Below are 18,650 nucleotides of genomic sequence, written 5' to 3'. Positions count from 1 at the left end.
AACATAAAAATGGATATTTCTTATTTCAAAATAAGGTGTTGTTTTAGTCTAAACTTTAGTTTTAGGAAAAGTTTTTTCCACCATTTGCCAAGTTTTAAAACCATAGCCTTTATTATGAAATTCTTCAAGTATATAAAATAAATCAAGATTATTTGTTGGGTATTTTTATCTATTAAAAGGCATACTCCACCTATTTTTACACCATTGTCATATACATAAAAATTTTTAGCATTTTTATTTTCTAAAGATTTGAAAATCTCATCGATGGTGATTACATTTTCATCAGTTTTATCTATAAGACTTATTTGAAAAGTATTTTGCACATCTTTTGCGAAATTAAAAAACTCATCACTAGAAATTTCTATTAATTCCATAATCTTCCCTTGATTTAGATTGAAATTATTTAATTAGCTTGTTGAAAAGTTTTTATAGTGATTAAATAATTGGTATTTAATTATTATCTTGATGGTTGTATTCAATCTAACAATCAAAGAGTAAAAAATTCACTCAAGATTTGGCACTATTTTTAGTGGTGTTGCTAAGCAAGTGGGTTGATTAGTATTTTTTATAAAGAAGTCTGTGCGATAAATATGAGATAAATTTTTTATATTACTAAGTTTTAAATTCCATAAAATTAATAATTACAAGTGAAGTTGTAATTTAAATTTGAATATTAAAAACTCATATTATTTAATGAGCCTATGAAAGCATAGTTAAGGGGATTTTCCCCTTTTTAATAATTATTTAATTTAACACAACCCTCTTTTGAGCCGAACGAACACGCAAGATTATATAGTTGTTTTATTTTGTCTAAGTTTTCTTTAGAATTTGAGTTTTTAGCTAATTCATCAGCGACTTTAATGCAAGAATTTGCATCTTTATCTTTTATACATTTTGTTTGATTGCTTATTAAATCAGGGTTTGACAAAAGCTCCATAGGGTTTAAATTACTTAATTTAAAATCATTACAAGCACTAAAAACTAATGCAACTAAAATAGCAAGGGTTTTTCATTATATCTTCTTATTTGTAATTAGATAATAATTATACCCCCCCCCTAAGTTAATGTATGATAAATATTTTTAGAAAACTGATTTATTAAAAAATACAAATTCTATTATCGTTTTTCTTTACAACTCTAGCAAAGGCGTAGGCGTTTATATTTGCATTGTGTAAAATATCTAAAGCTTTTTGAGTATCTTTTTCGTTAATGCTAAGGATTAATCCACCACTTGTTTCTGGAGAATATAAAAGTAAATCATCTTCAATAAACGATTTTACAAGTCCTTTTAAACTATTTTTGTTTGTATAACTAGCTGCTCCAAAAAGCCCTAAATTAGCGTAATTTAAAGTATTTTTATAATACTTTATCGCATCAGAATTGATTTCAATTGATATTTTATCATTTAGCATTTCGCTCAAATGCCCAATAAGTCCAAAGCCTGTAATATCAGTGCAAGCATTGATTTTTATGCCATTTAAAAGTTCTAAAGCTTTATTATTTAGGCTTTTCATACCATTTATACATTCGCTAAAATCATCGTCTAAATTAGCCTTAATAGCCATAGCATTAAGACTTGTTCCTAGTGGTTTTGTAGCTATTAAAACATCATTTTCTAAGGACTTATTATTGCTTAAAAAACTATCTTTTTTAACATAACCAGTAACGCTAAGCCCTAAAAATACTTCACTAGAATTTAAAGTATGCCCGCCAGCACAAAATCCACCCGCTAAATTAATAGTATCATTAAGTCCTGCTATCATTTGTTTTAAAATATCTTGAGATAAGCATTCGCTAAATGCAACTATATTCATAGCACTCATAACTTTTGCACCCATTGCAAAAATATCGCTTAATGAATTTGCTGCAGCAATTACAGCGTAATCATAAGCATCATTTACGATTGGGGTAATAAAATCAAGTGTTTGAACTAAGGCAAAATCTTCTAAATTAGTAGAAATTACCTTAGGATAATCAATAACACAAGCATCTTCATTACTAGTAGTTGAGCTTAATACAAATTCGCTAGGTTTAATATTAGCTAAAGCATTGTGTAAGTCAGCCTGACTTAGCTTAGCTCCTCAACCTGCGTGCTTGCTAAATTGAGTAAGTTTCATAGATTTACCATTTTTGTTTCAAATAAAGTATCTATTATCTCAACTGCGTTTGAACTTCTACCAATTTTTGGACTAACTTGAAAATAATTTAAGCAATTCGCACAACATAAAATATCAACTCCATCATCACTTAAAGCTTTTAAAGCATTAAATGCTGGATGGGTATCATCACAAGCTATAAAAACTGCTTCGTTTATTAATACAACTTTTTGAATTTTTCTTTCTTTTACAGCAGTTAAAAATCCAATTAAAAGCATTGCTCCTAATTCGCCTTCGCCAACTTTTAAAGATTTTAAAAATATTCCTTCTTGTTGTTTTGCTTCATCTTTTGAGCTTTTTATTTCGCTTTTTCTTAATTTAAAGCAAAATCCATTAAGCTCAAATTCTTGATTTAAATTCTTAAGCAATCTTTGGATATTTTCTTTTGCTGCTTCGTTATCAACTATTATTTCTAACTCATCATTAATTGCTAAATTAATTAATGTTTTTTTTGTTTCAATTACAGGTATCGGACAAGCCTTGCCGCTAAAATCTAGTTTCATTATTCTTCCTTTTTAAATAGTTCGTTAAATCTTTTTTCTAAAAATTCTTCTAATTCTTTTTCTAATAATTCATAATTTTTCATAAATTCTAAAGCCTTAGGGCTAAGAATAGTTCCGCTATCTTTACTAGCTCCTTTTTTGCTAATAAATATATCTCCGCCTAAAAATTTTTCTGTGCTAGTTTTCTTAGTCCAAGCCTTTTTATAACTCATATGAAGTTGTTTTGAGCTCTCATTAATTGAGCCAAATTTTTCTATGGCTTTTAATATCTCATAATTACCTTTTCCAAAAATTTCGCCGTTTTCTTCTAACCAGAATTTGATTTTAGGTGTTTTATTTTTCATAGCTATAACTCGGTGTTATTTTTCCATTTTTTGTAAGTTCTTTATACCAATAAGAATGCAAAATATATACTTCTTCTTCTTCTTTATATCCTGTTATCATTGCGTGAATTGAGCCTTTGATAGCAAATACAGCCATATATAAATGCACGAAAAACATAGCAGCACAAACAATGCCTAAGATATTATGAACTATTGCACTAAGTCTTAAAATATTAATATGACTAATTCCTAACATATTTTGTAAAAATTCGCTCTGAAAATCTAAAAAGAACATAAACGCACCAGTAATTATCATAATAGCTCCACCAAAAACGGCTATGTAATACCACATTTTTTGACCGAAATTATATTTTCCCGCTGGAACAGGTCTTTTAACCTTGCTTAAATATCCACCTACTATCATAAGCCATTTTATGTCATAACTAGCAGGTAACATTCTTTTAATCCAACAAAAAAACATAGGAATAATTGAGATAAAAAATAAAATAGTAGCAACTCCGTGAAGATTTTTACAAAGTCTAACAAATACTCCACCACCAAAATAATGACCATTCATAATAATTAAGCCTGTTGGAATTAATATAATCCAAGCAAGTGCAGCAATGAAATGAAAACCACGCTCAAATAATGAAAAGGCATATATTTTTTTGCCTTCGTGACTAAATGTTTTAGGTCCTATTACCATATAATGTAATGAAAACGCACAAAGCACTGCAATTAAGACAATTAAAGCAAGTGAAGCAATATAACTTGATGCTAATATTGTCCAAATTTCTCCTAATTCATAGCTAGTAATATTAGCAACTCTTCCTGTAGTTGTTAAATCACTAGCATTTAAACAGGTAAATAAAAATGCTAATACAAAAAACTTTTTCATAATATCTTCCTAAAATGATTTTATTCTTTAATTTATATCAAAATATTTTTAATTTCTCCTTGAATAGTCATTAAAATTAAATTCTTTTTGACTTTTAATGCTACCATCTTCACCAACATAAATTAAACTTGGTAATTTTACTCCGTTAAAAGTTGTATTTTTTACTATTGTGTAATGAATTTGGTCGCAAAATATTATCTTATCTCCTATATTTAGTTCTTGATTAAACTCATATTCACCCATAATATCTCCTGCAAGGCAAGAATTACCTGTTAAAAGATAGCTATTTTTAGTGCTTTGTGTTTTTGCTAATTCATCACGACTTGCTAGGATTTTTGCATTTTTTACTTCGCTAGTGTAAGGCATAATGATAGTATCAGGCATATGAGCTTCAGCACAAATATCTAAAATTGCTATTTTTTTCTCATTTTCAACAATATCTAAAACACTAGCTATTAAATCCCCCGTTTGCCAACCAATAGCTTCTCCTGGTTCAAGGTATATTTCAAGATTATATTTTGATTTAATAGCTTTTAAGAATTGAATTAATTCTTCTACTTTATAGCCTTTTTTTGTGATATGATGACCGCCACCAAAATTAATCCATTTTAATGGGTGTTTTGCTAGATATGGTTTTAAGAAATTATCTTCAAATACTTTAAAGACTTTTTCTAAACTCTCAAAACTCTCTTCGCATAAAGCGTGAAAATGTAGCCCATCAACTATTATTTCGCTATCTAATAAATCCTTTGCTTTAATGCCAAGCCTTGAGAATTTGCCGCAAGGATTATAAATTTCTTTTGGAGCTACTGAAAACTCTAAATTACAGCGAATTCCTAAAGATTGATTTTTATAGTTTTTATGATTTATAACTTTTTTATATTCATTCAATGAATTAACTACTATGTGATGACTAAGATTTAATATTTCTTCTAAATCGTCATTGCTAAATGCTGGTGCGTAAGTGTGGATTTCTTTATCTACAAATTCTTTAGCAAATTTTGCTTCCCACAACCCACTGCAAGTGCAACCTTTTAAGTAATTTTTAATTAAAGGCATAGCAGCACTAAATGCAAATCCTTTTAAAGCTAATAAGACTTTAACTCCACTTTCTTCTTGAATTTTTTTAAAGATTTCAAGGTTATTTTTTAGTTTGCTTTCGTAGCAAATGTAAGCTGGTGTTTTAATATTATTTTCAATATATTTCATTACAATTTCCTTTCGGTATTAATAATTTTGCTATAATATCATATTAAATTTATCATATATTAGGTATTTTATGAAAGAAAGAAAGTCAATTTTAGAAGAATCAATAAAGAGCTTAACTCTTTATTCAATAATATTTTTTGCGTTAATTTTTAGCGTTGGAATATTTGTTATTAAATCAAGTTATACGGAAGAAGTAAATAGCCTAGAACAAGAATATAACGAACAAATCAATTTATCATCAAATAAATATATCAAAGAAGAACTTAAAAATATTAAAAAATATTTAGATGCAGAATTTTCATATTTAGACGATAGTGCCAAAGAATTTGTAGATAGTGCTTACAATTTCGCATTAAATTATTTAAACACTCACGAAGATAAACAAAAAGCTTTAGAATTTTTAAAAGCAAACATGGGTTATCCTATTGATATTGACGTTTTTGATGGAATTGACCCGACTTATTATTACTACGCTAGGTATGTTGAATTAGATAATAAAAAAATATTAAGAGTTACTTTAAATCCTAAAAAATATGAAGAAACTCAAAGGGTAGTAGCATTAAATAATATTAAAAATCTTCACAATGCTCAACTTTCTTATTTTAATGCAAAAAGATTAGATGATAATTTTAATTTTTTAGGTAATGAAAGATGGTATTGTGTATATGAAAATGAAGCTTACACTTGCTATGATAAAAATTGGTGGTTGGCTTTAGAATTTACCGTTAAAAGTGATGTATTAAAAGAAGCTTTAGAAGAAGTAAAAAGTAAAAGATTTGAATCGGCATTAATACAAGGTGCGTTTTTAGGTTGCTCTATATTAATTGGATTTTTAGGCATTTTGGTATATATAATAAGAAAGAAGAAAGAAGTAAGAGCGCAAATAGAATTAGCTACTAAGCATTTTGATGTAGCATTAAATAAACATATATCTAATTTTAATAAGAATAAACAATTAAATAGTGATTTTGCATTTAAGGAATTTAGAACTTTAAGTTATGCTTTACTTAGATTTATAAGACAAATTCAAGCCAAAGACGGGAATATCAAAAAACAAGCGTATATTGATAATATTACCGGTCTAATGAATATGATAAGTGTTACTGAAAGCCTTGATAATTATGTAAAAAAAGATAATAAGGTATTATTATTTTTATTTTTTAACATAGATAATTTCAGAATTTATAACTCAATGTATGGAAGAAGTTTTGGTGATGAAGTTTTAAAAATCGTAGCTTATAGACTTTATACAACCTTAAAAGGTATAGCAACAGGAGATAATGAACATTTTGAGAGCTTAGACTTTATAAAATATGATAAATATAAATTTATACAAAATAAAACTACTTTTGAATGCCTTGCTAGGGTTAGTGCTGATGAGTTTTTATTAGTAATTGAAGTAGATAAAAATGAAGATTATTTTACATTAGCTAAAAAATATCATCAAAAACTAACCGCAAGAAGCATTAAAATTAATTCAAATGATGATTTAATAGAATATGAGCCATTTAAAATTAATGCTAGAGTTGGATTTAGTATATATCCAAAAGATAGCAAGAATTTACACGAATGTATAGGAAATGCTGATTTAGCAATAGAAAATGATAAAGCTAGTGGAGATAATTGGATATTTGGTTATACGGCAGAAATTGGCAAACAAAATGAAGCTAATTTAAAGCTACAACAAGATATAAGAAATGGTATTGTAAATAAAGAATTCTTATTATATTATCAGCCAAAAGTAGATGTAAAATCTGGCAAAATTATAGGAGCAGAAGCTCTTGTTAGATGGCAAAAAGGAGATAAATTAATATTTCCAGACCAATTTATAGGAATTTGCGAAAGAAGTAATTTAATTATTACTTTAGGTAATGAAATTATTAAAATGGCTTGTGAAGCTCAAAGAAGATGGTTAGAAAAAGGTCTTGAATTAAAACTTAGTATAAATCTAAGCACCAAGCAGCTTTTAAGCGAAGGAATAGTTCATACAATAGAAAAAAACATTCAAGGCATACCGCCAAGATTAATTGAATTTGAAATCACAGAAAGCTTTTCAATAGAAAATGCAACAAGTAAGGCTATTATTGATAAAATCAAAAAACTTAATGTAGGTTTATCAATGGACGATTTTGGTAAAGGGTATAGTTCTTTATCTTATTTAAATGACCAAGATTTAGATTTTGATGTTGTTAAAATTGATAAATGTTTTATACAAAATATAGATACTAATGAAAAAAATAGAAGATTGGTTGAGTTTATTGTAAATGTTATTAAATCTTTAAATAAACGCTCAGTAGCTGAAGGTGTAGAAAATATTGAGATTTTAAATTTCTTAAAACACTTAGGTTGCGATGAGTATCAAGGGTATTATTTTAGCAGACCTGTTCCTGAAAATATTTTATTAGAAAAGGTATATGAAAATGGTAAAGATTAATTTTTTAGGACCTATTAATAAAAATTCTATTGAATTAAATGTAAAAAATGTTCGTGAATTAAAAAATGAGTTATTGAAAATTGAAGATTTAAAAGAATGGTTAGAGATTAGTGCTATTGCTATAAATGATAATTTCATAGATAGTTTAGATATTGCATTAAAAGATAACGATGTAGTAAGCATACTGCCTCCTGTTTGTGGTGGTTGAGCGTGAAAGAATTTCAAATATTTAATAATGCTCTTGATGAAAAAGCTTTATATAGTGAATTTTGTGGAATTTGCAAAGAGTTAAATTATGGAGCATTTTTAAGTTTTAGCGGGATAATTAGAGCAGAAGGCAATATTAGCGGTCTTAGTTTTGATATATATGAGCCAATTTTAAAAAAATGGTTTGATGATTGGTGTGAGAAAACTAGGAATTTAAATATTAGATTATTTTTTGCACATGCAAAAGGAGATGTATTAGTAGGTGAATGCTCTTATTTTGCAGGGATTGCAAGCTCACATAGAAAAAACGGCTTAGATATATTTGCTAAGTTTATTGAAGATTTTAAGCAAAATGCACCTATTTGGAAATACGATTTAATTAATAATCAAAGAATTTATGCAAAGGATAGAAGCTTTAAGTTGCCTAACGCAGGTCTTTTAAGCAGCAAGGAAGATTAAGTAATGAATAAAAAAGCATTAGTAATAGAAATTATTATTGTATGTATTGTGGTACTTGCGTTACTTATTTTACTAGGTCTTAAGATATATAATTCAAAAAATGAAGCAGAAATGTCAAAATCAATCAGAAACTTAGCTACATTGATTAATGATGTAGATACATATTATTCTAATAATGAAAATTTTATAGATATTCCATTGATGACTAAAGTAGGGCTTGATAAGGATATGTGGTTTTTTGTTAAATCTGAAAAATGCTTACACTTTAGCACTTTTAGAGATTTTTTGATAGTTAAAAAAATTGAAAAACCAGGGGAATTATGTTCTACATTATTAAGTTATGATTCTGTGAAATCGCTATTAATAGGCAAAGACACTCCGGGCGATGAAGCTGTAAGTGTTAATATAAGCAATTCTAATACTATATTTATTAGAATGGGTATTAAATACGATAATTCTATATTATAAAACTATTTTATAACCTGTTGAAGTAATATTTTTTATAATATTTACACCCAATTTATCTCTAAAACGCTTTATAAATGTTCTTACCGAACCATCTTTTACATCACTTTTACCCCAGCAAACCTCTTTTATCTCATCAAGGCTTACAACCCTACCAATTGGCTCACTAAGTGCTTTTAATAAAGCTAGTTCTTTTTTTGTAAGTTCAACTTCAAATTCTAATGTTTTAAAAGTTGATTTCATATAATCAATTGAATAATCTCCCATTTTAGTAACTTTACTCATATTAGAAACCAAGCTTTTTACACTTGCGATTAATTCTTCTGGAATTACAGGTTTGATTAAATACTTATTCACATTAACATCAATAGCTTTTAGTAATTTTTCTTTATCACTATGAGCTGAAATTACTATAATAGGCGTATTTGGGCTTAGGTCTTTAATGCTTTTTGCAAGGCTTAAACCATCTTTTAGCGGCATTAATACATCACAAATTACTATATCAGGACGAAGTTTTTTAAATTTATTTAATCCACTTAAGCCATCTTGAGCGTAATGCACTTCATAAAACAAAGGTGCTAAAATATCTCCCATTAGATGAGCTATATTTTTCTCATCTTCAACAATTAATAAACTTAACATTCTTCTCCTTTAAAAATAAGTTCAAAATATGCACAATTGCCCTTGTTAAAACATCTTATATCTGCATTTATTTTATTTAAAATTTGCTTACAAATGTAAAGCCCAAGTCCTACGCCTTGTTTTTTGTGTTTAGTTGTAAAATATGGGTCAAATATATGCTCTATTATATTAGAAGGAATTGCCCCTGCATTATCGCTAATTTGCAAAATCAAATTCTTTTTTTCTTTAAATACTTTAAAATGTAGTATTTTATCATCTAGTTCTTGTTCTAAAAAAGCATCTTTAGCATTATTTATAATATTTACAAGAACTTGCACTAATTCATTAAAATTACATAACAAACAGCATTTTTTAATATCAATATCAAATGTAGTTTTTATATTATTTTTTTTCAATGCTTGATAGCTTATGTATAAACTATGCTTAATTACTTTAATTAAATTATGCTTTTCTAAAGGCGTATTAGGATTAATAAAGTCCCTAAAATCATTAATAGTTTGGCTCATATTTTGGATTAATTTTTGACATAATTTATAATGTTTATCTTTTTTTTCGTTATGCAATAAATAAATAGCTAAAGATAATTCATTTAAAGGTTGTCTCCATTGATGAGCTATATTTTCTAGCATTTGTCCTAAGATAACTTGGCGATTTTGCTGAAATATTATTTTTTGTTGAGCGTTATTGATTGCTATTGCGTCTTCTATTTTCTTTTCTAAATTCTCATTGAGTATTTTTAAAGAATTTGTCTTTTGAGCTACGACTTGTTCTAAATTCTCATTTAATTGCATTAGCTTTTGTTTAGTTGCAACAAGCTCTTCATTTAAGGTAAAAAGTTTAGTAACATCGTGTCTAATAGCTATAAATTCAAATATTGTTCCATCTTCATCAAAAATTGGAATTATTGTTGTTTGTGCGTAGAAAAAATCCCCATTTTTCTTTTTATTTTTAACCACTCCTTTATGAACACGCCCAGCTAAAATAGTATCCCATAATTTTTTAAAAGCACTCTTAGGCGTATCAGGGTGGCGGATAATATTGTGATTTTGTCCTAGTAGTTCATCTTCACTAAAACCACAAAGATTGCAAAATTCTTCATTTACAAAGGTAATAATCCCATTTATATCTGTTTTTGAAACTATATTTGTGTTTTCAATTGCATTTTTATATTCATTTAATCTATACATTTTTACCTACTTAATTTAAGTGCTAAAAAGCACAAATAAAATCCATAAACAATAATTAAAGCAAAAAATAAATATTGAATATTTTTAATTTTTCTAATTTTATTTATAAATATAGAGCCTAAAAGCATAGCAGGAAGAGTGCTAAGCCCAAAAATTAACATATTAAGCCAAGCTTCATTAACGCTTTTTGCAATCATTGATTTTGCTACGAAAAAATATACTAAACCACAAGGAAAAAATCCATTTAAAAAGCCAAATATAAAGCCTTTATATTTTGAAGTTTTTTTATTGTTTAAAAATACCATTATTTTTTTATATATGAATTGATTTTCTATAAAAGCTAGTAGTTGTCCCTTAACAATTAAAGCAAATCCTAAAACAACGCAAAAAGCACCTAAGATAAAATATAAAAATACTTGTAAGTTTAAAGAATTTAAAAAATAACCTAAAAAATAAGCTATAAGACCTATTAAAATATAAGCACAAATTCTACTAAAATGATATATAAAAATATCAAAAAAATTACTCTTTTTGTGGTTGAATAAAAGAATTATTCCACCACACATAAAAAAACAATGAGTAAGACTAAGACCTAGTCCTAGCACAAAAGTGCTAAGAAGATTGTTTATAACATCTTCCTTTTTTTAAGCTCTTCTTCATAAAGCTTTTCGTAAATTAAATCGTATTCTTCGCTACCAGGAACGATTTTTCTTTTGTAATTATTAATTTTATCAAATACTAGGTCTTCAATATCTTCGTAAGTTTTTAAGTATTCAATCATACTTGAATAAATCACATTTTTTACTCTATTTTCTGATACATTAAAATTGATTAAATCTTCATCAACCAAAGCGTCCAAAATAGCGTGAGATAAGGCATTATATCTATCTTCATAATTCATTTGGATTTTATATTCATCTGCTAGTTTTTTCTTAAGTAACCAAAACATATTTTTTCTATCAACTTGCATTAAATCCATTTGGCTTTCTTGCTCTGCTAAAATCTCATTTACCTTCTCATCAAGTGATTTTTCTTTTAATACTAAGGCTGTAATAATTTTTGAAACTACTTCTTTAACTGGCTCTAAACCATTTACTAATTTTACAAATTTTGAGTTTAATAAATCTATTGAAATTTTATTTGAAACATAAGGAATATGTGGTTGTCTAATACGCATTTTTAATCCTTTTTTATTTTTCTTCATTATAAAATATATTAGTAAAAATGAATATAACAATAATAATTAATTTTTAACTTTTGATAATTTTTAAAATGCCTTAATATTAAGCTTTTTAAGAGTTTTGAAGCATTGATTTGAATTCGGAAATTCCGAATTCAAATTCTTTTAATCGCCTATATAAATTTGTCTTGGGCGAACTATTTTTAATGGGCTTTCTTTTTGTTCAATTAGTTGTGAAATCCAGCCAGGAATTCTACCTACTACGAATAATACCGCAAACATTTCATTTGGAATTCCTAGAGCTTTTAAGATTAAGCCGCTATGAAAATCAACATTCGGATATAATCCACGGCTTACAAAATACTCATCATTTAATGCGATTTCTTCAATTCTAGTTGCAACTTTTACAAAGTTTGCATCAATTCCAATTTCACTAATTAATTGGTCTCTTAGTTTTTTAAGAACTTTTGCTCTAGGGTCAAAGTTTTTATAAACTCTATGTCCAAAGCCCATTAGTCTAAATGGATCATTCTTATCTTTTGCTCTTTTAATAAACTCATCAACTCTATCAGGTGTGCCAATTGTCTCAAGCATTCTAATCACACCTTCATTAGCACCCCCGTGTGCGTGTCCCCACAATGCGCCAATTGCTGAACTTATACAGCTATATGGGTGAGCGTGAGTGCTACCGACTGAACGCACTACACTTGTGCTTGCATTTTGTTCGTGATCAGCATGAAGCATTAAAACCGTATCTAGTGCTTTTACCTCAATAGGTCTTAGATTTACATGCTCGTATGGATAGGTTCTTAGCATATATAAAAAGTTTTCGGTAAATCCACGATCAAGATTAGGATATGCCATAGGAAAGCCATTTTTATAGCGATACGCACTAGCGGCTATTGTTGGTATTTTTGCTACGATTCTGGCTGCCATTTCCATATAATCTTCGTGCTTATCCATATTTAAATGGTCAGGATAAAATGTTGAAAGTGCTGCAACTGCTGCTTGCATAACTGCCATAGGATGAGCATTGTCAGGGAAAGCGTCAAACAATTTATGCATACCTTCGTGAATAAAGCTTCTTTTTTTAAGCTCATATCTAAACGCTTCTAATCTTTCAGGACTTGGTAATTCTTTATGTAATAATAAATGCACTACATCTAAAAAAGTTTTATTTTCTGCTAGCCATTCAATAGAATAACCACGATGCCTTAATTCTCCTGCTTCTCCATCAATATAAGTAATACTTGATTTACAAGTTGCAGTGCTAGTTAATCCTTCATCATAAGAAAATGCACCTGTTTTTGAATATAAAGACGAAAAATCAATTGATTTTGCACCTCTAGTTCCACTTAATACATCAAATTCAAATTCTTTACCATCGTAAATTAATTTTGCTTTTTCCATTTTTAACTCCTTTTTTAATAGTTATGTATATTTTAAAAGGAATTTGTGAAATATTGTAAAAAACTTACTTAGATTTTTGCTTATGTGTTTCAATAAGTAACGAAATTTTAGGAATAGCCCACATAAATATGACAGCTTCAATTAAAGATGATAAAACCAAAGCTAAATAAAAAGAATTATCAATTAAGTTTAATTTCATTCCTAAAGTTGCAATTGCGATTAATAAAGTAAGCGGCATACAAGATGTAAAAGCTAATAAAATGCAAGATATTTTAAAGTCTTTATAAAATACAAAAGAACTAATTATTCTACAAACTAACATAGTAAGAATAATAGCAAATGACATTAATATAAGCTCTTTATTAACCAAGCTAAAATCAAGACTTAGCCCAACATATACGAAAAATATAGGTATTAAAAAAGGGTGTCCTAATGAGCTTAATTTATGCTCTAAATCCTTTTTATGCCCAAAAAAGCTAGATATAAACATACCAGCTAAAAACGCTCCTAAAGCTATTTCAAAATCAAAATAAAGCATTAAAGCAACTGCTAGCATCCACAATGCAAGACTAAGCCTTACATTACGCTCTGCTTTATCATAATCAGGCATTAAAATTTCTTTAAGCCAAGGTAACCACCAAAAAATCGCATTAAAAATATAATAAATTACAACAAAAATCCCTAAAAAGAATAGTATTGACAATACAGAAGTAACAACTTGCATTGTGCTACTTGAGTTTGAAAAGCTATTTAAAAGAGTTATTAAAACAATGCTTATTACTTCGCCAAGTGCTGCTAAAACCATAGTAAAACTAAGCCATTTTGGAGTAATTTCGTATTCTTTATATAAAATACTAATAAGCCCTATACTCATAACAGGAATTATTATTGCAACTACTAAGCTAAGTTTTAGTATCAATGAAATACTAATAGCTAAAGCGTAAAGAATTAAATAAAATAAAGATATTTTTTTTAGCTCATTTGCATTTAATTTTATAAATTCTTTAAGGCTTACTTCAAGCCCTGCTATAAACATTAAATAGCAAAATCCAATATGAGAAGCTAGGGTAAAAGCAGGTGTTTTTGTGATTATTCCAATAGCACCAGCAATACTTCCTAAAATAATTTCAACCGCTAAAATAGGTAAGCTAGTAAGCTTTGCTATATAAGGCGATGAAAAAACAACAAAAGATATAAATAATAAAATATTTAAATCATTTGAGCTAAGTTCCATTAATTTCCTTGTATAAATCTAGTATCCTCAAAAATTATGCTTTTTGCAATTATTTCAATTTTTTCGGGGATATTTTCAATAATTATAATAGGACTTAGGTTATAGTGATTAAATAATTTTGCTCTAAAGCTTATTTGCTTTTTAATACTTGGTGGATTTTTTAAAAATTCTTCATAATTTTCGTATTTAAAAAATTCATTCGCTTTTTTAAATGATATTACACATAATTCATCTTTATTACACATTATTAGCTCTTTACTTATGTCAAGACTTAGATTAATTTTGCGTGATTTAAAATGCGAATAAAACAAAACAAAAGCTTTTGCAGTATTTTTATTAGCTTTAATTCTTGCATAAAGCAAACGATAATTTAAAAACTTTTCTCTAATAATGCTAAATTGTTGATTTTTGCTTTCTAATCTTACGACTTTTTTAAAAAATTGCAATTTTTCTTCTATTGAGCCAGGTAGAATTTGATTTTTATATATACTTGAGCTTAATTCTTTTATCAAATGCTCTTCGCTTTTTTGTTGAGCTAAGCCGTAAATACAGCCACAATAATTTTGATGATACAATAAATCATCTTTTGCTAATTTTAATTGCCTTTGAGTTCCACCATCTTTTCTAAAATCAACACAAAAAAACTCTAAATCAGTCCCTTTTAAAGCTTCTTGCATAGATACTCTTAATTGCTCTAAATCTTTTTTAGGAGAGCATAAAAGTGTGGTTGTAAATGTTTTTTGCCCTAATTTTAAAGCCATTTCAACAGAACTTTGCATTCTAAAATCAAAACATTTAGAACATCTCTTCCCACGCTCAGGCTCATTTTCATAGCCTTTTACATAATTAAACCATTCAGCATAATCATATTCACCTTTAATTAGCTTAATACCAAGCTTTTTACAAGACCTTGCTACATCAAAATATCTTAATTCATATTCGCTAAAAGGATGAATATTTGGGTCATAAAAATACCCGATGAGTTCTTCATCAGGCATTAATTTTCTTAATTCTTGCAAAAAAAAGTGCGAATCAACGCTACAACAAATATGAACTAGCATTAATTTATTTTATACTTTTTACTAATTTCATTTATTGTGCCATCATCTAGCATTTCTTGTAGGCTTTTATTTATTATCTCAAGTAATTTTGTATTACCTTTATTTACGGCAAATCCTTGTGAGTCTTCATCTTTATACTCGCAAACTACTTGCAAATCAGGATTTTTATTTAAAAAATTAACTGCAGCAACCTTATCTAATACTATAGCATCTATTTTTTTGCTTTGTAATGAAAGTATGCTAATGCTAGAATTTGCAAAGCCTTTTACTTCTTTTTGGCTAGATTTTTTTGCTATATCATATTGCACCGAGCCAAGTTCAGCCCCAAAAAGCGTATTAGTAAAATCTAAATCTTTACAATTTTTAATTTCTTGATTTTCATTATTTTCTATTCTTTTTATGAAATAATTAGAACTATCTTTAAAATTAATTGTAAATTCTACTGCCTTAGCTCTTGCTGGAGTTTTTTTCATAATTGCTCCGATTAAATCCACTTTATTGCTCTTAAGACTTGGGATTAATCCGTCAAAATCCATATATTTAAACTCCACTTCTAAATTATTTCTTTTAGCAATTTCTTTAATAATATCAACATCAAAGCCTTTTAATTCGTTGTTCTCTAAATATTCATAAGGCGGATAATTAGGTGCTGTTGCTACTCTTAAAATATCAGCACTCATACTTGTTAATAATGCTAAAGAAAATAATATTTTTTTCATTTTGCTCCCTTACTTTACGCTATCTTTATAAACTGCGTTTTCATTTACTACTTCTTTAATAATTAAAGACCTTTTTGTCTCTCCTGTGCTATCTATGCTAATAATTCCACTAACGCCTTCGTAATCTTTAGTTTTTTTAATCTCTTGATTTATACATTCGCTAGTGATTTGCTCGCAACGATTTGCAGCTTCTACTAATACAAAATAAGCATCAGCACCCATTGCAGCAAAATTTGATGGAAGACTTCCATTATAAGCTTTTGCATATTCTGCTAAATATTTTTTGCTAAGTTCTGTTGGTGGAACATTTGCATCAAAGCTATCTGTATATAAATGATTGTTTGAATACTCTGCTGCAAGTTTGATAAATTGCTCATCAGCAACCCCATCAGCACTAGCGATTATACTTTTAACACCTGCTATTTTTGCTTGTCTTACAAAAAGTGCTGCTTCTTGATAATAAAGTGGCAAATACACTACATCAGGATTTAAACTAGCAATTTGAGCTGAAATAGCGTTAAAATCTTTATCTCCACTTGTAATGATTAATTCTTTTAATATTTCTCCACCACCTTGAACAAATTCTTTTTTGTAAGCTTTTGATAAACCTAGTGAATAATCAGTCGCTTGGTCTTTTACAATTACTGCTGTTTTTTTACCTTGAGCTAATAAATATTTTGCCATAGCTTCGCCTTGAAAACTATCATTAAAGCACACTCTAGCAGCGTAATTTTTGCCTTTTAATAATTTATCATTTGTAGCAGCTGGTGCAATTACAGGCACTTTTTTCGCTTCAGCTGTATTCATAACCACTATAGTATTTGCAGTAATCATTTCTCCAATTATTGCACTAACTTTTGGTAAAACTCTTTCAGTTGCTGTGATGGCTTCTATTTTATCGCCTTTTGTATCAACTATATTTAAATTGATTTGCTCTCCATTTTTTAAAGTTGGTTGCATTGCATTTGCTACTTTTATTCCATTAAGTGCCGCATTTCCATACGCTGCAACGCTACCGCTAAGTGGTAAAACTACACCAATATCTAAAGCAAAAGCCGCACTAGAAGCTAATAAAATTAAACTTTTTTTCATAATAAATCCTTTAAATAATTTAAATAAATTCCTTGAATTACAAGGCATAAAAGACCTGCAAAAAATCCTGCAAGTAAATCATCAAGCATAACGCCTAAGCCACCTTTTAACTTTTTATCAACTTTACCAATAATACTTGGCTTAGTTATATCAAAAAGCCTAAATAAGATAAAAGCTAAAGCAAAATGCCACCAAGAGTTGTTAAAACTCATACCAATCGCCAAAAAAACCCCACAAACCTCATCAATTACTATTTCTTTAGCATCGTGTTCGTGAGTTTTTTCATAATCGTCAATGATTTTAATACTTGCAATAAAAATTGCAATACTTAATAGCATTAAAGTGCTTTTATCTGTGTAAATTAGTAACAAATAAGCAAATGGTAATGCCGCAATAGTCCCCATTGTGCCACTTGCAAACGGACTAAGACCTGAATAAAAAAATGTTAAATATAGTTTTGCTAATTTTTCTTTCATTAAAATCCTTTGTAATTTGGAAAAATATCTTAAGTTAGTTAAGGAATAATTTGTTTTTAGAATTTGATTTAAAGAATTTAAATATCGTTTTTAAATTCTATGATTTTTAATTTAAGAAAAACATTATAAAATAACGATTATTTTTTATAAAAAAAGGCAAAAAAATGTTGAAAAAATCAATAATTTTAATGAGTATTTTATATTCTAGTTTAAATGCAAGTGCCGTTGATAGTAGATTTTCGTATCAAGATTATTTAGATTTTGGTGCTAATAAAGGCAAATTTAAAGCAGGGACAACAGGGCTTAGCGTAAGCTCTAAAGATGGGACTTTGAAAGTAGATAGTTTTTCTTCTATGCCTATGATTGATTTTAGTGCTAGTAATAAAACGGGTAGATTAAAGGGTGAATTTACTAATATTGGAGCAAATAATGTAATAACAGCAGCTCATATGATTCAATCTGCAACAAGTAATCCAAAAGCATTACGCAAATATCAAAATTTACAATTTGGTGGAGTAAATACAATAGTAGTTCAAACTTCAAATAATTTTAAAGAATGGGTAGATAATATTGATAATGGTAAAACAAAAGATTTTATAACTATGCGTATGAGCAAGGTAAATCTCAATAAAAAAGCTGATGTAATAAATATTGATTTATACGATAAAAATGGAAATGATATACACTTTAATAAAGCTAATAATTTTATTTCAACTTGTGCAAATCCAAACGAAACCGAAGATAACTGCACAAAATGGACTAGCTTTATTGATTCTAAAGAATATAAAGAAAATAAAGGTGAGCTTTTTCCTAATGTTACAACAGATCAAGATGGAAATGTTATAAGAACACCAAATCCACGCTACACTATGTTTGTAAGAAGTGGAACAGGTCTTCAAAAGGTAGTTTCTTTAAAACCAAATGGAATTAATACAACTTCAACAATGATATCAGAAGCTGGGCATTATTTTACAGGCGGGATAGTTTATATAAAC

The 18,650-nt window shown here is 27.9% G+C and carries 21 protein-coding genes and 1 pseudogene; 5 read left to right on the top strand and 17 right to left on the bottom strand.

From position 1 onward, the window contains the following. Window positions 1–20: 20 nt before the first annotated feature. From AVBRAN9331_RS01785 to nspC, 7 genes and pseudogenes are all read right to left on the bottom strand, one after another. Entirely contained in the window at window positions 21–374 is a 354-nt protein-coding gene (locus AVBRAN9331_RS01785; protein WP_336612295.1) for a hypothetical protein, read from the bottom strand. Between the two features lie 359 nt (window positions 375–733). Beyond that, window positions 734–937 (bottom strand): hypothetical protein, encoded by a 204-nt coding sequence (locus tag AVBRAN9331_RS01780; protein WP_214149898.1) that lies wholly within the window; start codon window positions 935–937, stop codon window positions 734–736. Window positions 938–1,097: 160 nt separating this feature from the next. Next, a pseudogene (gene selD / locus AVBRAN9331_RS01775) lies at window positions 1,098–2,069 on the bottom strand (selenide, water dikinase SelD); the annotation flags it as partial. 44 nt (window positions 2,070–2,113) lie between these two features. Further along, window positions 2,114–2,659: a sulfurtransferase-like selenium metabolism protein YedF gene (yedF, locus tag AVBRAN9331_RS01770; protein ID WP_214149899.1), complete on the bottom strand. Its 546-nt coding sequence runs from the start codon at window positions 2,657–2,659 to the stop codon at window positions 2,114–2,116. Further along, entirely contained in the window at window positions 2,659–3,003 is a 345-nt protein-coding gene (locus AVBRAN9331_RS01765) for a winged helix-turn-helix domain-containing protein (RefSeq protein WP_336612294.1), read from the bottom strand. The genes yedF and AVBRAN9331_RS01765 overlap by 1 nt, the downstream gene beginning before the upstream one ends. Next, a complete protein-coding gene (locus tag AVBRAN9331_RS01760; protein ID WP_442862286.1) occupies window positions 2,993–3,880 on the bottom strand; it encodes a formate dehydrogenase subunit gamma in 888 nt (295 codons plus the stop codon). The genes AVBRAN9331_RS01765 and AVBRAN9331_RS01760 overlap by 11 nt, the downstream gene beginning before the upstream one ends. Before the next feature lie 48 nt (window positions 3,881–3,928). Further along, window positions 3,929–5,089, bottom strand: a complete 1,161-nt coding sequence (gene nspC, locus AVBRAN9331_RS01755; protein ID WP_214119591.1) for a carboxynorspermidine decarboxylase — start codon at window positions 5,087–5,089, stop codon at window positions 3,929–3,931. Between the two features lie 70 nt (window positions 5,090–5,159). Here nspC and AVBRAN9331_RS01750 point away from each other — a divergent pair, with 70 nt between their 5' ends. Genes AVBRAN9331_RS01750 through AVBRAN9331_RS01735 form a run of 4 tightly spaced genes read left to right on the top strand, consistent with a single transcriptional unit; the run spans window position 5,160 to window position 8,657 of the window. Further along, window positions 5,160–7,523: a putative bifunctional diguanylate cyclase/phosphodiesterase gene (locus AVBRAN9331_RS01750; protein ID WP_336612293.1), complete on the top strand. Its 2,364-nt coding sequence runs from the start codon at window positions 5,160–5,162 to the stop codon at window positions 7,521–7,523. Beyond that, window positions 7,510–7,731, top strand: a complete 222-nt coding sequence (locus AVBRAN9331_RS01745) for a MoaD/ThiS family protein (RefSeq protein ID WP_214116399.1) — start codon at window positions 7,510–7,512, stop codon at window positions 7,729–7,731. Before AVBRAN9331_RS01750 ends, AVBRAN9331_RS01745 begins: the two co-directional genes overlap by 14 nt. 2 nt (window positions 7,732–7,733) lie before the next feature. Continuing rightward, window positions 7,734–8,189: a molybdopterin synthase catalytic subunit gene (locus AVBRAN9331_RS01740; RefSeq protein WP_214149902.1), complete on the top strand. Its 456-nt coding sequence runs from the start codon at window positions 7,734–7,736 to the stop codon at window positions 8,187–8,189. Between the two features lie 3 nt (window positions 8,190–8,192). Then, window positions 8,193–8,657, top strand: coding sequence for a hypothetical protein (locus AVBRAN9331_RS01735; protein WP_336612292.1), 465 nt, complete (start codon window positions 8,193–8,195; stop codon window positions 8,655–8,657). On the opposite strand, the gene AVBRAN9331_RS01730 is transcribed toward AVBRAN9331_RS01735, so the two are convergent. From AVBRAN9331_RS01730 to AVBRAN9331_RS01685, 10 genes are all read right to left on the bottom strand, one after another. Further along, on the bottom strand, window positions 8,652–9,296 hold the full coding sequence (locus AVBRAN9331_RS01730) for a response regulator transcription factor (RefSeq protein WP_214149904.1): 645 nt from the start codon (window positions 9,294–9,296) through the stop codon (window positions 8,652–8,654). The genes AVBRAN9331_RS01735 and AVBRAN9331_RS01730 overlap by 6 nt on opposite strands. Beyond that, window positions 9,290–10,483 (bottom strand): sensor histidine kinase, encoded by a 1,194-nt coding sequence (locus tag AVBRAN9331_RS01725; protein ID WP_214116408.1) that lies wholly within the window; start codon window positions 10,481–10,483, stop codon window positions 9,290–9,292. Before AVBRAN9331_RS01725 ends, AVBRAN9331_RS01730 begins: the two co-directional genes overlap by 7 nt. 2 nt (window positions 10,484–10,485) lie before the next feature. Then, a complete protein-coding gene (locus tag AVBRAN9331_RS01720; RefSeq protein ID WP_336606939.1) occupies window positions 10,486–11,088 on the bottom strand; it encodes a sulfite exporter TauE/SafE family protein in 603 nt (200 codons plus the stop codon). 20 nt (window positions 11,089–11,108) lie between these two features. Then, window positions 11,109–11,660 carry a DUF507 family protein gene (locus tag AVBRAN9331_RS01715; protein ID WP_214116410.1) on the bottom strand — a complete coding sequence of 184 codons (552 nt, stop codon included), beginning with the start codon at window positions 11,658–11,660 and terminating at the stop codon, window positions 11,109–11,111. A 168-nt stretch (window positions 11,661–11,828) separates the two neighbouring features. After that, the gene (locus AVBRAN9331_RS01710) at window positions 11,829–13,073 is read right to left on the bottom strand and encodes a citrate synthase (RefSeq protein ID WP_214116418.1); all 1,245 of its coding nucleotides are present in this window, start codon (window positions 13,071–13,073) and stop codon (window positions 11,829–11,831) included. Window positions 13,074–13,137: 64 nt separating this feature from the next. Beyond that, window positions 13,138–14,307 (bottom strand): cation:proton antiporter, encoded by a 1,170-nt coding sequence (locus tag AVBRAN9331_RS01705; protein WP_214116421.1) that lies wholly within the window; start codon window positions 14,305–14,307, stop codon window positions 13,138–13,140. Beyond that, window positions 14,307–15,368 carry an epoxyqueuosine reductase QueH gene (locus AVBRAN9331_RS01700; protein WP_214116431.1) on the bottom strand — a complete coding sequence of 354 codons (1,062 nt, stop codon included), beginning with the start codon at window positions 15,366–15,368 and terminating at the stop codon, window positions 14,307–14,309. The genes AVBRAN9331_RS01705 and AVBRAN9331_RS01700 overlap by 1 nt, the downstream gene beginning before the upstream one ends. Further along, entirely contained in the window at window positions 15,368–16,087 is a 720-nt protein-coding gene (locus AVBRAN9331_RS01695) for a substrate-binding periplasmic protein (RefSeq protein WP_214116433.1), read from the bottom strand. Before AVBRAN9331_RS01695 ends, AVBRAN9331_RS01700 begins: the two co-directional genes overlap by 1 nt. A 9-nt stretch (window positions 16,088–16,096) precedes the next feature. Further along, window positions 16,097–17,179 (bottom strand): ABC transporter substrate-binding protein, encoded by a 1,083-nt coding sequence (locus AVBRAN9331_RS01690; RefSeq protein WP_214119584.1) that lies wholly within the window; start codon window positions 17,177–17,179, stop codon window positions 16,097–16,099. Continuing rightward, window positions 17,176–17,655: a phosphatidylglycerophosphatase A family protein gene (locus AVBRAN9331_RS01685; RefSeq protein ID WP_214119583.1), complete on the bottom strand. Its 480-nt coding sequence runs from the start codon at window positions 17,653–17,655 to the stop codon at window positions 17,176–17,178. Before AVBRAN9331_RS01685 ends, AVBRAN9331_RS01690 begins: the two co-directional genes overlap by 4 nt. Before the next feature lie 164 nt (window positions 17,656–17,819). On the opposite strand from AVBRAN9331_RS01685, the gene AVBRAN9331_RS01680 reads away from it, so the two are divergent. Further along, window positions 17,820–18,650: S6 family peptidase (locus AVBRAN9331_RS01680; protein WP_336612291.1), on the top strand; the 831-nt coding region annotated here is incomplete at its 3' end.

Origin of the sequence: Campylobacter sp. RM9331 (genome assembly GCF_020137685.1) — a bacterium.
Classification (GTDB): domain Bacteria; phylum Campylobacterota; class Campylobacteria; order Campylobacterales; family Campylobacteraceae; genus Campylobacter_E.
Note: the sequence above shows the minus strand (reverse complement) of the source record. Positions and strands in the feature narration are given on the sequence as shown.

Excerpts from the sequence above, each read along its gene's own strand:
- AVBRAN9331_RS01785 (WP_336612295.1), bottom strand. The coding sequence starts at position 374 with ATGGAATTAATAGAAATTTCTAGTGATGAGTTTTTTAATTTCGCAAAA.
- AVBRAN9331_RS01780 (WP_214149898.1), bottom strand. The coding sequence starts at position 937 with ATGGAGCTTTTGTCAAACCCTGATTTAATAAGCAATCAAACAAAATGT.
- yedF (WP_214149899.1), bottom strand. The coding sequence starts at position 2,659 with ATGAAACTAGATTTTAGCGGCAAGGCTTGTCCGATACCTGTAATTGAA.
- AVBRAN9331_RS01765 (WP_336612294.1), bottom strand. The coding sequence starts at position 3,003 with ATGAAAAATAAAACACCTAAAATCAAATTCTGGTTAGAAGAAAACGGC.
- AVBRAN9331_RS01760 (WP_442862286.1), bottom strand. The coding sequence starts at position 3,880 with ATGAAAAAGTTTTTTGTATTAGCATTTTTATTTACCTGTTTAAATGCT.
- nspC (WP_214119591.1), bottom strand. The coding sequence starts at position 5,089 with ATGAAATATATTGAAAATAATATTAAAACACCAGCTTACATTTGCTAC.
- AVBRAN9331_RS01750 (WP_336612293.1), top strand. The coding sequence starts at position 5,160 with ATGAAAGAAAGAAAGTCAATTTTAGAAGAATCAATAAAGAGCTTAACT.
- AVBRAN9331_RS01745 (WP_214116399.1), top strand. The coding sequence starts at position 7,510 with ATGGTAAAGATTAATTTTTTAGGACCTATTAATAAAAATTCTATTGAA.
- AVBRAN9331_RS01735 (WP_336612292.1), top strand. The coding sequence starts at position 8,193 with ATGAATAAAAAAGCATTAGTAATAGAAATTATTATTGTATGTATTGTG.
- AVBRAN9331_RS01730 (WP_214149904.1), bottom strand. The coding sequence starts at position 9,296 with ATGTTAAGTTTATTAATTGTTGAAGATGAGAAAAATATAGCTCATCTA.
- AVBRAN9331_RS01725 (WP_214116408.1), bottom strand. The coding sequence starts at position 10,483 with ATGTATAGATTAAATGAATATAAAAATGCAATTGAAAACACAAATATA.
- AVBRAN9331_RS01715 (WP_214116410.1), bottom strand. The coding sequence starts at position 11,660 with ATGCGTATTAGACAACCACATATTCCTTATGTTTCAAATAAAATTTCA.
- AVBRAN9331_RS01710 (WP_214116418.1), bottom strand. The coding sequence starts at position 13,073 with ATGGAAAAAGCAAAATTAATTTACGATGGTAAAGAATTTGAATTTGAT.
- AVBRAN9331_RS01705 (WP_214116421.1), bottom strand. The coding sequence starts at position 14,307 with ATGGAACTTAGCTCAAATGATTTAAATATTTTATTATTTATATCTTTT.
- AVBRAN9331_RS01700 (WP_214116431.1), bottom strand. The coding sequence starts at position 15,368 with ATGCTAGTTCATATTTGTTGTAGCGTTGATTCGCACTTTTTTTTGCAA.
- AVBRAN9331_RS01695 (WP_214116433.1), bottom strand. The coding sequence starts at position 16,087 with ATGAAAAAAATATTATTTTCTTTAGCATTATTAACAAGTATGAGTGCT.
- AVBRAN9331_RS01690 (WP_214119584.1), bottom strand. The coding sequence starts at position 17,179 with ATGAAAAAAAGTTTAATTTTATTAGCTTCTAGTGCGGCTTTTGCTTTA.
- AVBRAN9331_RS01685 (WP_214119583.1), bottom strand. The coding sequence starts at position 17,655 with ATGAAAGAAAAATTAGCAAAACTATATTTAACATTTTTTTATTCAGGT.